Annotated in this window: 10 protein-coding genes and 3 pseudogenes; 5 read left to right on the forward strand and 8 right to left on the reverse strand. The window is 68.8% G+C overall.

Translation table 11 applies throughout. The annotated features are described in order from the left end of the window. On the forward strand, window positions 1-320 hold a 320-nt coding region (locus ACFWEE_RS13130), incomplete at its 5' end, for a response regulator transcription factor (RefSeq protein ID WP_386888689.1). Between the two features lie 221 nt (window positions 321-541). Here ACFWEE_RS13130 and ACFWEE_RS13135 read toward each other — a convergent pair. After that, on the reverse strand, window positions 542-1,348 hold the full coding sequence (locus ACFWEE_RS13135; RefSeq protein WP_386888690.1) for an alpha/beta hydrolase: 807 nt from the start codon (window positions 1,346-1,348) through the stop codon (window positions 542-544). 314 nt (window positions 1,349-1,662) lie between these two features. On the opposite strand from ACFWEE_RS13135, the gene ACFWEE_RS13140 reads away from it, so the two are divergent. From ACFWEE_RS13140 to ACFWEE_RS13150, 3 genes are all read left to right on the forward strand, one after another. Further along, the gene (locus ACFWEE_RS13140) at window positions 1,663-2,133 is read left to right on the forward strand and encodes an SsgA family sporulation/cell division regulator (protein WP_386888691.1); all 471 of its coding nucleotides are present in this window, start codon (window positions 1,663-1,665) and stop codon (window positions 2,131-2,133) included. Window positions 2,134-2,727: 594 nt separating this feature from the next. Then, entirely contained in the window at window positions 2,728-3,693 is a 966-nt protein-coding gene (locus tag ACFWEE_RS13145; RefSeq protein WP_386888692.1) for an RNA polymerase sigma factor, read from the forward strand. A 120-nt stretch (window positions 3,694-3,813) separates the two neighbouring features. Continuing rightward, entirely contained in the window at window positions 3,814-4,758 is a 945-nt protein-coding gene (locus tag ACFWEE_RS13150) for an alpha/beta fold hydrolase (RefSeq protein ID WP_386888693.1), read from the forward strand. Window positions 4,759-4,926: 168 nt separating this feature from the next. On the opposite strand, the gene ACFWEE_RS13155 is transcribed toward ACFWEE_RS13150, so the two are convergent. The 6 genes and pseudogenes from ACFWEE_RS13155 to ACFWEE_RS13180 form a co-directional block, all read right to left on the reverse strand. Beyond that, on the reverse strand, window positions 4,927-5,307 hold the full coding sequence (locus tag ACFWEE_RS13155) for a DUF6009 family protein (protein WP_386888694.1): 381 nt from the start codon (window positions 5,305-5,307) through the stop codon (window positions 4,927-4,929). A gap of 200 nt (window positions 5,308-5,507) precedes the next feature. Continuing rightward, on the reverse strand, window positions 5,508-7,061 hold the full coding sequence (locus tag ACFWEE_RS13160) for a phage/plasmid primase, P4 family (protein WP_386888695.1): 1,554 nt from the start codon (window positions 7,059-7,061) through the stop codon (window positions 5,508-5,510). Beyond that, window positions 7,058-8,155 (reverse strand): bifunctional DNA primase/polymerase, encoded by a 1,098-nt coding sequence (locus ACFWEE_RS13165; RefSeq protein ID WP_386888830.1) that lies wholly within the window; start codon window positions 8,153-8,155, stop codon window positions 7,058-7,060. The genes ACFWEE_RS13160 and ACFWEE_RS13165 overlap by 4 nt, the downstream gene beginning before the upstream one ends. Window positions 8,156-9,643: 1,488 nt before the next feature. Beyond that, window positions 9,644-10,174 carry a hypothetical protein gene (locus tag ACFWEE_RS13170; RefSeq protein WP_386888832.1) on the reverse strand — a complete coding sequence of 177 codons (531 nt, stop codon included), beginning with the start codon at window positions 10,172-10,174 and terminating at the stop codon, window positions 9,644-9,646. A gap of 54 nt (window positions 10,175-10,228) precedes the next feature. Further along, a pseudogene (locus ACFWEE_RS13175) lies at window positions 10,229-10,416 on the reverse strand (IS5/IS1182 family transposase); the annotation flags it as partial. Between the two features lie 81 nt (window positions 10,417-10,497). Next, window positions 10,498-10,701: pseudogene (locus ACFWEE_RS13180) on the reverse strand (DUF6368 family protein); the annotation flags it as partial. 578 nt (window positions 10,702-11,279) lie between these two features. On the opposite strand from ACFWEE_RS13180, the pseudogene ACFWEE_RS13185 reads away from it, so the two are divergent. Continuing rightward, a pseudogene (locus tag ACFWEE_RS13185) lies at window positions 11,280-11,589 on the forward strand (transposase); the annotation flags it as partial. Between the two features lie 26 nt (window positions 11,590-11,615). Here ACFWEE_RS13185 and ACFWEE_RS13190 read toward each other — a convergent pair. Then, window positions 11,616-12,590, reverse strand: coding sequence for a CehA/McbA family metallohydrolase (locus ACFWEE_RS13190; RefSeq protein ID WP_386888696.1), 975 nt, complete (start codon window positions 12,588-12,590; stop codon window positions 11,616-11,618). Window positions 12,591-13,713: the final 1,123 nt, after the last annotated feature.

Here is a 13,713-nt window from a genome sequence, read left to right on the forward strand (position 1 = left end):
ACCCCCTCACCCAAGCCGCCGAAACCTTCGAACGACTCGGCGCCACCACCTGGACCGAACGCGCCCACACCGAACTCCGCGCCACCGGCACCCCCGCCCCCGCCACCACCACCCACCTCGCCACCCTCACCTGGCAAGAACGCCGCATCGCCGACCTCGCCGCCGGCGGCCTCACCAACAAAGAGATCGGCGAACGCATGCACCTCTCCCCCCGCACCGTCAGCTCCCACCTCTACCGCGTCTTCCCCAAACTCGGCATCACCTCCCGCGCCGCCCTCCGCGACGCACTGGGCAAGATCACCGGGGAGCAGCGGGTGTGACCCGGTGCCAGGGCGGGGCGCACGGGGGCCGGGTCTTCCGGCCGGATGGGGCCGGATCGGATCGGGTCGTGCCGGATCGGGCTGGATCGGATCGGGTCGTGCCGGATCGGGCCGGATCGGGAAGCGGGATCCTGTGCCGTGCGTCGCGAGGCGGAGGAGGGACACGAGTCCGGCCCGATCCGGACGAAAGACCCTCTGGCCGGCCCGTGCGCCGGGTCGCCTCAGCGTTCGTCGGGCAGTGCGCGGATGCCGTGCTCGTCGAGCCAGGCGAGCACGTAGTCCGCGACGAAGCGCCATCCGTTGTCGACGGTCAGTGAGTGCGCGCGGTCGGCGAACTGCTTGAGATCGGTCACCGCCGTGCTGTCGCCGTACTGCTTGTAGACCGCGCGGGTCACGGCGTCGGGCACCAGCCGGTCCTCCTGACCGGAGATCAGCAGGAGGGGACCACGGCGCGCGTTGTCCGTGTCCGCCGTGGCCCGCGGATCGCGGACCGTGCCCAGGCACCCGATGTCGGTGAGCAGACGGCGCGGTGCCGGGACGGCGTACCGCTCGAAGAGCCGGTCGGATTCCTCGGCGGTGACGGTGTTCGCGAAGAAGCGGTGGAAGTGCTCCGGTGACAGGCGCACCACGTCGTCGGCCGGTGCCTCCTGACCGGGGGTCCACAGCCGGGGGCGGGCTCCGGTCAGCGGTACGCCGTTGACCGGAGCGGGTGCGATGGCCACCGCCGCCCGGCCGATGTCGGCGCTGATGAGGTGCTGGGCGATGAGTCCTCCGACCGAGTGGCCGACGATCACCGGCGAGATGTCGAACGACCGCACGATCGCGGTGTAGTGGTCCAGCAGCATGTCCAGACCGACGCCGCCGAGCGCTCCGGTGGTGGCCCTGGTCTCCCCGGCGACCTCGGCTTCCCCCGGCCACCCGGGGGCGAGTGCGAGAAATCCTCTGCTGGCGAAACGCTCCGCCCACGACTCCCATGAGAGCGCGTGCAGCCACGTGCCATGGATGAAGACGACGGGAGTACGGTTCACGGCTGGATCCTCCGAGCATGGCGACCGCCCGGCACGAACAGCGGGCGACTCGTTCAGGATGCTTCGGGCGCGGGTCAGGGACCACAGTCGAATGACTGAATGTCGGCCGTCGGGAGCGCGCGGCTCGGGCCGCCTCCAGAGGCCCGGAGCGCGGCCCGGCACACCAAAACGGACATGGGTCCACATAGCGACCTCGCGCGGCCACGACGGCCACGAAGCAAGTCATCGCCGTCGGTCAAGTTACCTATGAGCGACGGTCTCGCAGCGGCAAGAGTGGATCACGTCAGCATCCGCCACAGGGAGGACCATCCGTCATGAGCGGCAAACAGTCAGGTGTACAGGCCGACCCGGCGGCGCCGCACCACCGCTCCCGGCTCACCCTGGACATCGAGCGCGTGTTGGCCGTCTCCGCCCGGCAGACGCTCCGGGCGGATTTCCGGTTCGATCCGGCGTCTCCCTTGGTCGTCTCCGTGGAACTGCGGGTCGAGAACGGACCGCGGGTCCTGTGGCGCATCGGCCGGGACCTCCTCCAGCAGGGCCTGTACTCGATCAGCGGCTTCGGCGACGTCCAGGTCTGGCCCTCGAACCTGGAAGAGCGGCCGACCGCGTGGCTCAAGCTCGCCTCCGGCGACATGGCTGCCCTGTTCGAGCTGCCCGTGCCCCCGCTGGCGGAGTGGCTGGAGTACACCTACCAGGTCGTGCCCGCGGGCCAGGAGCTGGCCGGAGTCGACTGGGGGATCGCCACCGCGGGCCTGCTCTGCGGCCGGGAGGCCCGGTCCGACTGATTCCGCCCCTCGACGGCGTTCGTAGGAGCTGCGGAAGCCGACGGGTGGCGGCGGTCGGCGCACCAGTGCGGAACCGCGCGCCGTGCTGTGTGAGGAGGTCCAGAGGCATCCGCTCGCCGGTCACGCCGGTCACGCCGGTCACGCCGGTCACGCCGGTCGTGCCGGTCGTGCCGGGCGGTGCGGCGGGCGAGGCGCGCGTGCCGGGCCGTCCGGCGGGCGAGGCACGCCGCGGACAACTTCTCCTCGAACACGTGAACCCTCCCCGGTCGGCGCCCCGTTGCCTCAGAGAGAGCTCCTGCGGCGGGGATGTTCACTGGCTGGCCCGGCCGCAGGTACGGAGCGGCCGTCCTCATGCCCTTCCCCGGTGTGAGGGCGACCGCTCCACTTGCGGTGGCCGGGTGCGGACGGCGTGCTCAGGACTTCGCCGCGAGCATCTCGTCAGCCGTCCGCCCGCACCACATGTGCCGACCCGAGGCCGCCCGACCGGAGCGGACACCCGGCTCGTCGATTCCGCGAGCGTCGTCCCGACACATGCTCGTCCTGCGGAGGGTTAGGCTCATCCGTGAGTGAGGTGTCTCGGCGGGAAGGTCTGGGATGAGCGGGATACGGACGGAGGACACGGGTCTGTCCGAGGACGTGGCACTGACACGCGCCGCTCAGTCCGGGGACGTGTCGGCGCTGTCCCTGCTGCTGGAGCGGCACCGGCCCGGGATGCGGGCGGTGGCGCTCAGCCTGCTGGGACCCGGCCCCGACGCGGACGACGCCGTGCAGGAGGCCGCCCTGGTCGCGCTCCGGCGGATCGTGGACGTCCGGGACCCGGAGTCCGTGGGGCCGTGGCTGCGCATGGTCGTCCGCAACGCCTGCCGTACCCTCCTGCGGGAGTCCCGGCGAGTGGAACCGGTCGCGGAGGTGCCGCAGATGCGGGACGACGCGGGCCCCGAGCAGGTGCTGGCGAACCACGCGATGCGGGACTGGGTGTGGGAGGCGGTCGACTCGCTGTCCCCGACGCTCCGCCTCCCCGTCGTGCTCCGGTACTTCTCCACCGGGATCACCTCCTACCAGCAGATCGCCGAGGCGTGCGCGGTGCCGGTCGGCACCGTCCGCAGCCGATTGAGCCAGGCCCGCACGCTGCTGGCCCGGGCCCTCACCACCACCGTGGCCGCGGCGCACGCGGACATGCGGCGCCGCACCGAGGCGAGCTGGCACGAGGCACGTGAGACGCTCGCGGCGGCCGAGCGCGGTGAGTTCGGCAAAGTGGTCCGGGACCGCTACTCCCGCGAGGTCTCGCTGCTGGCCGGCGGGCAGCGGCTGGGCGGCACCGACCTGCTGCTGTCCGGTATGGACTGCGACCTCTCGGCCGGCGTTCGTCAACGCCCCGTCAACGTCGTGGCCGGCCGGTCCCTGGTCGTCTGGGAGATGGAACTGATCAACCCGGCCGACGACCCGGACCACTGTCCTCCGGGTGTCGCATGGATCATGTCCCTCGACGGTGGTCGCTTCGACCGGATCTCCCTCTACCACTCCCGACGCCCGGCCGACCCGTCCCGGGCGGCGGCCTGAGTCCCCGGCACCGCTGCGGCCGTCACCGAGTGATCCGGAACACACCGCTTCGATCGAACTTGCCGCCCGCGCCCTCGTCATGTCGGTGTCACACACCACTCCACCGCATGGAGGTTCCCCGTGAACACCTCGACCACGCCGAGCAGCGCCGTCGCCGCGCCCGACACCGCCCCGCTCTCCCCCGGCACCCACACCTACCGGCTGGGAGGTCTCGTCCAGCGGTATCACGTGTACGGCAGCGGTCCGGTCTGCGTGGCCCACTCCGGCGGTCCGGGCATCGACTGGGAGTACATGCGTATGCCCGCGCTCGAGGAGCACCTGACCATGGTCTACGTCGAGCCCATCGGTACGGCGAGGGACAGCCGCCTCCCCTCGCACCCGCACGGTTACACCAGGGAGCGCTACAGCAGCTTCCTGGAGACCCTCATCAACAGGCTCGGGGTCCCCTCCGTCCACCTGCTGGGGCACTCGCACGGCGCGTTCGTGACGGCCCATCACGCCGTACACCGTCCCCGGCAGCTGGCGGGGATCGTGCTGTACGAGGGCGCCCCCGTCACCGGGGCCGAACACGGGGAGGAGGCGGCGCGGATGGTGGAGGCGTTCGCCGCGAAGCACGCGGACCAGCCGGGACTGGCGGGCGTACTGGCCGCGTTCGGCGCGATGTCCGGTATGTCGGACGACGCCCAGACCGAGGCGGTCGCCAAGGGTGTGCTGCCGTCCTACTTCGCGGACTACTGGGGCGACGAGGAGCGGTTCGCGGCGTTCCGGGACGCGGTCCGGGCCACGTACATCTCGGGCCTGGACGAGGACGGTAACCCCGACGCCGTCGACGACCGGGTCGCGCTCAAGGGACTGACGGTCCCCGCTCTGGTGGTCGTGGGCCGGCACGACGTGATCTGCGGGATGCGTTGGGGAGTGGAACTGGACGAGCTGATCCCCGATTCCCGGCTGCTGGTCCTGGAGAACAGCGGTCACATGGGCCACGTCGAGGAACCGCGGCTCTTCGCGGACGCGGTGCGCGACTTCGTCCTCGACACCTCGGTGCCGCAGAGCACTCGGGCGTAGCGCGTCGGTGTTCCTCGTGCGCGTCGTCCCGGTCCGGGGCGACGCGCGCCGAACCCCGTGAGGGCCCTTCCTCGTCCTGCTGAAGGGCGCCGTACGACCCCGCCGGAGCGGACGGCCGAAGGCGGGGAACGGACACTGCCGCCGTGCCCACACGCAGGCGTGTGTGTGTCAGGAGGCCGACGTGACGACGGCGACGGACGACTGGGACCGCGGCGTCTTGGCGCCCCGCTTCCGCGGTGCGACCGTACGAGGGTCGACCGCCTCCCCCGGGGCGCCTTCGCGGTACAGGCCGTCCGGAAGGCTGTCACGATCGTGGGGCAGCAGGAAGAACACCCGGCGCTTGTAGAGGCCGCTGTCGGGGTCGGGTGACGCGTCCTCGTCCAGCAGGGCGTATCCCACCATGCGTCCGTCCCGAGCGTACGGTGGCTTGGTGTTGCGCCGCCTGGTCTTGTCCAGCGCCTGACGGACGTAGTCCAGACCTTCGAGTTTCTCCAGCCATACCACCTCGGCCTCGTGGATGAGGTCGCTCTCGGTCAACAGCGAACTCATGGCTGCAGCCTCTCCTTCATCGGCGTGTTCCCCGGCACAGGACATGGCGGGGCGTCGGTCCGTCTTGCTCGGGGCCGCTCGGCGCTGCGTGGCGCCCCGCTCCGCAGGGGCCACCGCACGGGGGCCTGCTCACCATCGTAGAGCGCGCCCGGCGTCAGCGGTGTAGGTCGTACGGTGAAGCCAGAAGCGCACACAGGACATCACGAGTGCGACAGCAGCGCGATACCCGGATAGTATTTCCGGCCATTCGACTTGATCATGTCGTTCGGTGAGGCGACGCCCACCTCCTGACGGGCTCGGTTGGCGAACGCCCGAGGCGTCGCCGGCCGGATGCCCTCACCGGCGTGGCACCACGAGCTGTACTCCGAGTAGAGCAGGCCCTGTTCGGCCCTGAGATCCTTGCCGGAATCAGCGTCGCGTGTGCAGCACTCGGCCAGGAAACGACCGATGTGGTCCTCGGTGGTGGCGTAGGCCGTCGTGGCCATACGGACCCTGTCGGGACCTTCCAGGGGGTCTCGCGTCCGCAGGTAACGCTGCGCGCCCTCGACGAGCCAGTGAAGGATCCCCGGTCCCTCGTCCCGGACCAGTTCGAAGGCGAGGTTGTCGATCCTGCGGTGCGCCGGAACCGTCCGGGTGAAGGGAAGCAGGCGGATGCGCCGCCAGAACGCGAAGCCGCCGGTGGAGACCTCGGGACGGTGATTGCCCAGCAGCCACAGGTGATGGGTGGGGGTGAACGAGAAGTAGTCCTGCCTCATCCGGCGGGCCTTGATCTTGTCGCCGCCCGTCAGGAGCCGGACCCGGGCTTCGTCGAACTTGTCGTTCGGCTTCAGTTCGCTGCACACGATCAGGCGCCGGCCGTGCAGTTCGGTCAGCTCGGTGGAGTGCTCGGAGAACGCTCCACGGTCCATCAGAAAACCTGGCGGGGCCGCGTCCGCGTAGTCCCCGAGGATCTGGATCATGATGTCGAGCAGTACGGACTTGCCGTTCTTCCCCTCACCGTGCAGAAACGGCAGAACCTGCGCTCCCACGTCGCCCGTGATCGAGTAGCCGAGCATCAGATGAAGGAAGTCGATCATCTCTCGGCCCTCCTCGTCCTCGCCGAAGGTGTCCGTGAGGAAGCGGTGCCAGCGAGGCGTCTCCACGTCCTGAGGGGCGACCGTGGTGGCGCGGGAGTGGAAGTCGCGGGTCGGGTCGGGTTCGCGCAGTTGACCGCTGCGGAGGTCGACCACGCCCACCGGCGTGCACAGCGCGTACGGGTCCCCGTCGAGCCGGTCGGGATCCACGGAGATGTCCGGCGACGCCTTCGCCTGGGTCAGCAGTGCCTTGAGCCCCGTCGTGGACAACGTACGCCGCCTGTGGTGCACCAACTCCCGGTCACTGAACACTCCCCGCGGGTCCGACACCGGCAGGTCCTCGGCCATCTCGCCGGCAGCCCACAGAGCCGCCTTCTCCCCTCCCCCGCGCTTCCAGCGGTACCCGTCCCAGGCGAACCACCCCAGGCCCTCCACATGTCGGAACTGGTCGCGGTGCCGCTGTACGAAGAGACGTGCGTTGCCCCGGTCGGAAAGGGAAGGAGGAAGCATCGGCGGCGGCGCAATGGTCGTGCTCACGGAGAGCCCCCCGTGCACACCGACCAAGCCCTGGACCGGGACACGGTTCGAGCCCCCGTCCAGCGCGGCAGACTCCAGGTCGAGCATCTGCTGAGCCGCGGCACGGGGGTCGAAAAGCGGCGAGCCTTCGGCGCTGCTGCTCATGGACGTCCTTCGGGATGGAGAGGGCGAACGGACCCTACGGCAAGGGCGGCGTCGACGATGTTTTCGTTCCGGGAGCGCTGCCGAGGACGGACGTGATGGGCCACCCGGACAAGACGGTCGCGAACGATGCCGTGGTCCAGGTGCCCCCCTCCGACCAGTCCACCGGCGGTGTAGGCGGCCCTGTTGAGCTTCTCGGAGAAGCCGGTGCCTTCCGGAGCGACCGCGCATGCGGCGACCACCTCGATCAGCGGATCCAGCAGGTGCTCGGCAGTGGCCGCCCGGGGCCGCGCGGAAGAACGGGGAGCGGTGCGCGAGACCCGCGGGGCGGGAGGCACCGGCTTCGGCGGCTCCACGACATGCCCCGTACGTCTCAGTTCGCGGCGCAGCCACTCGGGCAGCACAGCGGGCCTGCGGGCCCGCCCCTCGGCGCGATAGGTGCCCTGCGGGGTGCGTGTCCCGGGAGCGACGATGTAACCACCGTCAGCACGGACGTCGACCTGCCAGGCAAGAGCTGTGTGCCGTGCAGAGCCGGTCGAACACCTGTACCGAGTGGACGGCTCGGGATTCAGGTACCAGACGTGGAGGCCGCCCGACGGGGTACGGACGCGCAGGGTGTCGACGTCCTGGGCCGGGGAGGTTTCTCGTCGGTACGCCGCCAGCAGCGCCAGGGTGTCGAAACCTGACGCCAGGCCGTCCAGCCTCACCTCCTGGGGGATCTCGATGCCCGGGAGGAGGCGACCTCGGTCGGGGACGGGGGCCTGGTGGGCGTCGATGTCGATGACGACGAGTTCCGCGGGACCGCAGGCGACTCCCACCCCGAGCGAGCGGGCACCGTTCCACCAGCGGTCCACGAGAGCGGCATCGGTCGTGGCTGCGTGGAAGCCGTGACAGGGCCGCCCTTCGGGAAGGCAGGGACACATGGCCGGAGTGTGTCTGGAACCCCTGCAGGCCGGGCAGTTGCGCACAGGCGTCTTGCGGCCGGCAGCGAGAGGATGGACCGGCCATCCCTGGGCAGCACACCAACGTGCAACGGCGAGCGGCGGCCCAGGGAGGACGCTCGCTGCTCTCTCGTGATTCTCACCATGGCGTGGCACGGGAATCGTCCTTGTCACTTCCGTCTGCCCGGTCATCACTTCACACACCTGACGACGAAGGTGTGTCCTCGTCAGGGACCGAAGGGACTCTGTGTGAAGAGAGTGTACGGCTCACCTCGAAGAAAGTCGGCCGATCCGGCCAGTGTCTGGTTTTCCTTCAGTTGACTGGGTCCCTTGGGTCCCTCGGCGGGGCAACCCCTCACACCCTAGGGTGCCGGAAGGGCAGACCGGCACAGGGGCCGTCGGTTGAGGCACGAAGAGCCCGTGCTCGGCAGCGGCGGAGGCGTACCAGGGTCCAGGGACCATGGCGGAGGGCCTGACGACCCGTGGGCCCTCACCCTGGACGGCAGCATATGTGCAGGTCAGAGGCTATGCATCCTCATCCTGAGGGACCGAAGGGACTAAACCTCGCCATTATGAGCCGCAGGGAGATGGAAGGTACGTACGCGCGCACACGAATCTCTCCTTTGTCTGCGTCATAATTGTGTCCTTCGGTCCCTACAGTCCCTTTCCTGAACCGTGAAAACCCTTTGACCTGCGTAAACGCGCGATCCCAAGACGCAGGGACCGAAGGCGCGAGGGTCCCTCGGCCACGGCTCCAGGCCCTGGAAGGGGTTGTTCCTCCGACGCGTGCCGCATCTTCCGCTGCTGCTCGGACGCGGGGCCGAACCGGCCGGGGCGGAAACCTGACGTGACTGCAACGTTTCTCGAAGGAGTCTTGATACATTTCTGACCCGGGGTGACATGTTCCGCCTCGGGGCAGACGTTCCGTGTGTGATGTTCTTGGGATACCTTTGACCACGCTCTTCGGCTGCACGAGCATGACGTGCTGGTGGCTGGGCCATCGGAGGCCTGTCTTCAGCTGATGGCAGATCTCTCTCGACTGTGCAGACCGTGGTGGCCTCGGCCACCGTAAGATCCGGCTTCGTCGTGCTGCGAGAGTGAGTGGTAGACCTGCCCGCTCGCAGCTCAGGTTCTGGTAGCCATGTCCCGCCCCCGAGAAAGCCGGCTGCTGATCAGGCATCGAAACCGTCGAAGGGCGTCACGCCGCACCGGCCCGGACATCAGGTGTCGGAGAAGTCGGGCAGAGCCGGGGAACCTCTCCCCCATCGCTGGGCGGCCCCGCTGCCCGTTGCGGGATCCGGGCCGACGGCCTGCCAGCCCCGCCCAGGTGACAGGCCGTCGACCCGAGACGCTCCCGTGGGCTGCGCCGGCCATGGATACGTACGCCGAAACCGAGCAGACCCGGCACGACGCGGTAGCTGCCGGTCGGCCGATCCCGACAGCGAGGCCCGGGCCCGCAGCGAGGCCCGGGACCGCGCGTGGAGTGCCGACACCTGAACGAGCCCTCCAGCTTCTGGGCCAGATGCTGACCAAGGTCGGAGTCGGCCCCACCCGGCCACGCATCGGGCAGTGATGCCCTGCGGGCACGACGAGCGACGCACCGCGCATCGCCGCGCTGCTCTTTCTCCTGAACATTCACGGACCTCAGGATCTGCGAGTGCTCCCCAAACCGGCGGACAAACGCTGCCCTTGGTCCCTGTCTCCTTGATCGTCTACATGCCGGTGCGTGTGCGGTTGGTTCGCGGTGGTGCCGTCTGGATTCCGCCCGAAGGCGGCTTCCAGAACGTCGGAGAGGTCTTCCTCGGGGACCGTGGTGCGCACGTCCGCCAGTACCTGGAGAAAGCCGTCATCGTCGATGGCGCCCATGTGCTCGTGACGGAGTTGGTAGATGATCTCGACGAGCTCCGGTCTCAGCCGCATCCAGGCACGGGAGGTACTGATCTCTTCATCGACCCGGTGCATGAACCAGCGCATGACTTCGTATGGGACGTCAGTGTGCCCTGCGTTCGCGTTGAAGCACACGGTGGGTTCCCGCGCCGGATCTTCGTCGGGGACGATTGCGGTCACGAGTGCCTGTTGCCCGGCCATGAGATCCAGTTCCAGATACCAGGCGTCATCGGGCACGGAGTACATCGCGGTGATCGCGTAGTCGCCGTCGGGGTGTCGAAAGGCCATTGCCGCATGCTGCCACGCTGGGCCGAGATGCCTCTCCATATGGTGCGGCCCGACAGCCCTACGCTCGGGCCGCACCATATGGATGGCAGCGAGGTGGAGCGCTGCCCCGTAGGCGATGGCGATCTCATGCGCTCGCATGGCCGGCCCAAGCCACTGCTTGAGCCGGCTGATGCATCGCTCGACCGCGTGCGCTGCTTGTACGCCTCGGCGTCGAAGGCGAGCGGCCGACCACGTGAACGGCCCGGCGCCGACGGTAGTTCGGCGTTGGCGACACCACCGATGACATCCATGACGGCGGCGGTCAGCAGGGCCGTGACGAGGTGCTGGTCGGCAGGACGGTTGCAGAACGCCATGACATCGACCGCGTGGGTGGGGGTGAAGCCGATGAGGGACTCCTGGTCGACTTCGTCGGCGTGCTCGGCCTCGAGGACGGCCTCGTCACTCTGGGACTTCCTGATGGAGATGGATCCCCACTTCTCCCTCGTGTTTTCCAGTGAGGACAAGGGAGGGATCCTGGTGCGAGTCATCGAGGAAGGGGATGGAATCCTCACGCTCACGGAGGCACCGGACTGGAGCGGATCCGCGAACGTCACCTTCGACCTCACCTGAGTGCAGCGCGCGGGCAGGAGACCGGGGCCCTGGACACCTTGCCGTCCAAGTTGGCCGAGTACAGGGCCACAGCTCAACTCATGCTGAGACGATCAGTTACGAGCCATCGGGCTCGGGGGACAACCCTTAGCCTTCCGCGCTCGGACAACATCCGCGTCTCCGTAATCGTCGATGGCTGCACCACCAGCCGCACCCACAAGTGCACCCCCCACGAGAACTGCCGGGCTGGTCTGTGCCACCCGCTTCCGACCCCTTGGAGCTATTACGCCGTAATAGCTCCAAGGGGTCGGTGAACGTGATGACAGCGGGTGGGGCGACCAGAGCGCTGTCGTCCGAGGGCTCTCTGCTCATCGCAAGGCAGTCGCTCCTCGGTCATCCGGCCCACTACCGGTGTTTCGACGGAGCCAGCTTCCCAGTCCCCACTCCCCCAGGGACGAGTCACCGTCCACGAAGCGCAGATCCACACGGTGACATGGGCAGATCCTGCACAAGGAACTGCGGTGTCTGGCCGCGCCTGCACGCAGCCCTGCTGGCCGAGCTGCGCCGCGCCGACCTGGTGGACCTTGATCATTGCGCTGTTCACGGCTCGCATGTCCGGGCCTGAAAGGGGGCTCACGTCGGCCCCTTGCCGGTCGACAGCGCCCGTCCCTGGCTCCAAGCATCACCTGATGGTCGACCGGCACGGAACCCCGTTCGCCGTCACGCTCACCGGTGGCAACCGTCACGACGTCACCCAGCTGCTGCCGCTGCTCGACGCGGTCCCGCCGATCCGGGGGCTGCGAGGACGGCCGCGCCGCACACCGCGCTGCGGACCTCACGATGAGCCGAGCGGTCACTTGAGGATGATCGGATTGGTGAGTGCGGCGACGTGCCCGTTGGGATGGCGGACCTCGATGCGGACGAACGCCGAGTCCCCCGCTGTCGTGTCCCACTGCGCCGCCCCGTCACCGAGGAGAGAAGCACGGTGTACCTTCCCTCGGTCGGTGTGGAAACTGACGGTCCCCGCCGACACACCTCGTACTGCCGCATGGACTTCCACCTGCCCATCACGAGTCGCGAGCCGCTCTCCCACCCCGGCAACGCGACCATCGGCATGGGCGGTGAATGACACGTCCACATCTGCCGACTCGGCGATCCAGCTGCGGCCGGCGCGCATCCCGGCCAGGACTGCCTCCGCGCTCAGCTCCTCGGCGAAGACCACGGTGTGAGGGCTGCCGATCTGTCCTTCCAAGTGGGTGTCGCTGTTGCCCATCGCGGGCTGCCACGAGCCCGTGTGGAGATCCGCCGCAAGGCTCCGCCCCCATGCGGCCAGGGCCGCCTCGTTGTCAGCGTTCCAGGGCCGGTCCGAGGTCCACAGCCCGTTCCACACCTCCACCACGTCGAAGCCGAGGAGGGGGAACAGGAAGTCGCCCGACGGGTAGGGTGCGTGCGGATGCGCGGCCACGCATAGTCCTCCTGCTCGGTGGACCTGGTCCAGGCATTTGTCCACCAGCCCATCCCAGGCCTGGTGGTTCCAGTCGACGACCTCGCCGGGATTGAGGCCGAGCGCGAGCCAGTGCCCGGTCTTCGTGGTCACCTCTTCACCGAGAAGGACCAAGAAGTCATCGGTGGGCAGATGGCCCCACACACCCGCGGCTGCTCCGGAGTTGTGCTCCGTCGTCGCGATGAAGTCGAGCCTGGCCCCGCGCGCCCGGACAACCAACTCCTCGGGAGTGAGTTCCCCATCCGAGTGAACGGAGTGGACATGGCAGTCCCCGCGGTACCAGCCCGCCCCGCGTCCGACCGCCCGCACCGGCGGGAAGCTCAAGCTCGGCAAAATTCTCCTCCAGAGTCCTGTCGAGTCAACGCGCCACCAGGGGCGACCCGTTCCATGCCCCACTGAGCACCATCTCGGTCGAGACGTCAGACCATTCTGAAAAGATCTGTAACTCGTCGAAGTTCTGCGTACCGCATCTCCCTCAGTGGGTCATGTCGTGGACGCACCACCGCTCACGCGGCGGGTTCACTGGCGGGAGCGAGCCCGGGACTTGGCTCGTTCAGCCAAACCGTGGGCCAGAGGAAGCGGAGCAAGGCGGGCATCGTCGGCAGCCGGTCCCCTGCCGCCGCATCCGACCCACCATCAGTGACCTCGGAGTGAGAATCTCAGCCGCGCGACCGGGTTCGCTGAGACAGGGGGCGTTGTTCCGTGGGCCGCGAGGCCGGTGACATGACGCGACCTATTACGCCGTAATAGGTCGGGGAGCAGACACAGTCACCTCCGCAGGACGTGGTGCCGACGTTGATGGGCGCGTCTGGGGTCTCCCGGGCCAATTCCGTGCTGACTGGCAGCAGATCCCTCTCGTCCTTCGGAGGCCCTACCAAGTCTCTGGCCGCCATTCGCCCCGGGTTTGCACCGCCAGGAATCCCGGCGGCATGCGGACAGTGCGGAACTCGTTGTCGTGTGGGCCTGTTCCGGTGCGGCCCGAGGCCGGCGCGGAGTGAACCCAAGGGCCGGGCGGACAGAATCCACGTGGAAGACGGACTCCTCAACCACGCGGGCGCCCGCGGGTCCACCGGGTAGCGGAGCTGCACGGTGCTCGGCTCTTCCAGCACACCACCACGTACTGGCGTGTGGGGCCGTCAGAGACGGTGAGCAACGGCCAGGGCAAGTGGCGAGGCGGACATGTCCCTGATGCCTGTGGGGGAGTAGCAGGTGATTCGCGCACTGCCGGGCAGAGGGAGTTGGGCCCTCCCGGTTCGTCCGTCTCCTCTGCCGGGGTCTACCTCGCGAAGTGACCGTGCTTCAGGCTGGGCGAGTCCAGCAGGTTATGTCCCGGAGCCGGTACGGAGCCGGTACCCGTTCCAGCGACGGATGGACTTGGCTCGGCGTCTCGTGGAGACGGTTCGCGACCCTGGCGCCGTCGATCAGCCTGCCGCCGATTCCCGACGAC

It is taken from the genome of Streptomyces sp. NPDC060184 (genome assembly GCF_042728795.1).
GTDB lineage: Bacteria > Actinomycetota > Actinomycetes > Streptomycetales > Streptomycetaceae > Streptomyces.

Coding starts and splice junctions, on each gene's coding strand:
- ACFWEE_RS13140 (WP_386888691.1), top strand. CDS start 1,663: ATGAGCGGCAAACAGTCAGGTGTACAGGCCGACCCGGCGGCGCCGCAC.
- ACFWEE_RS13145 (WP_386888692.1), top strand. CDS start 2,728: ATGAGCGGGATACGGACGGAGGACACGGGTCTGTCCGAGGACGTGGCA.
- ACFWEE_RS13155 (WP_386888694.1), bottom strand. CDS start 5,307: ATGAGTTCGCTGTTGACCGAGAGCGACCTCATCCACGAGGCCGAGGTG.
- ACFWEE_RS13160 (WP_386888695.1), bottom strand. CDS start 7,061: ATGAGCAGCAGCGCCGAAGGCTCGCCGCTTTTCGACCCCCGTGCCGCG.
- ACFWEE_RS13170 (WP_386888832.1), bottom strand. CDS start 10,174: ATGGCCTTTCGACACCCCGACGGCGACTACGCGATCACCGCGATGTAC.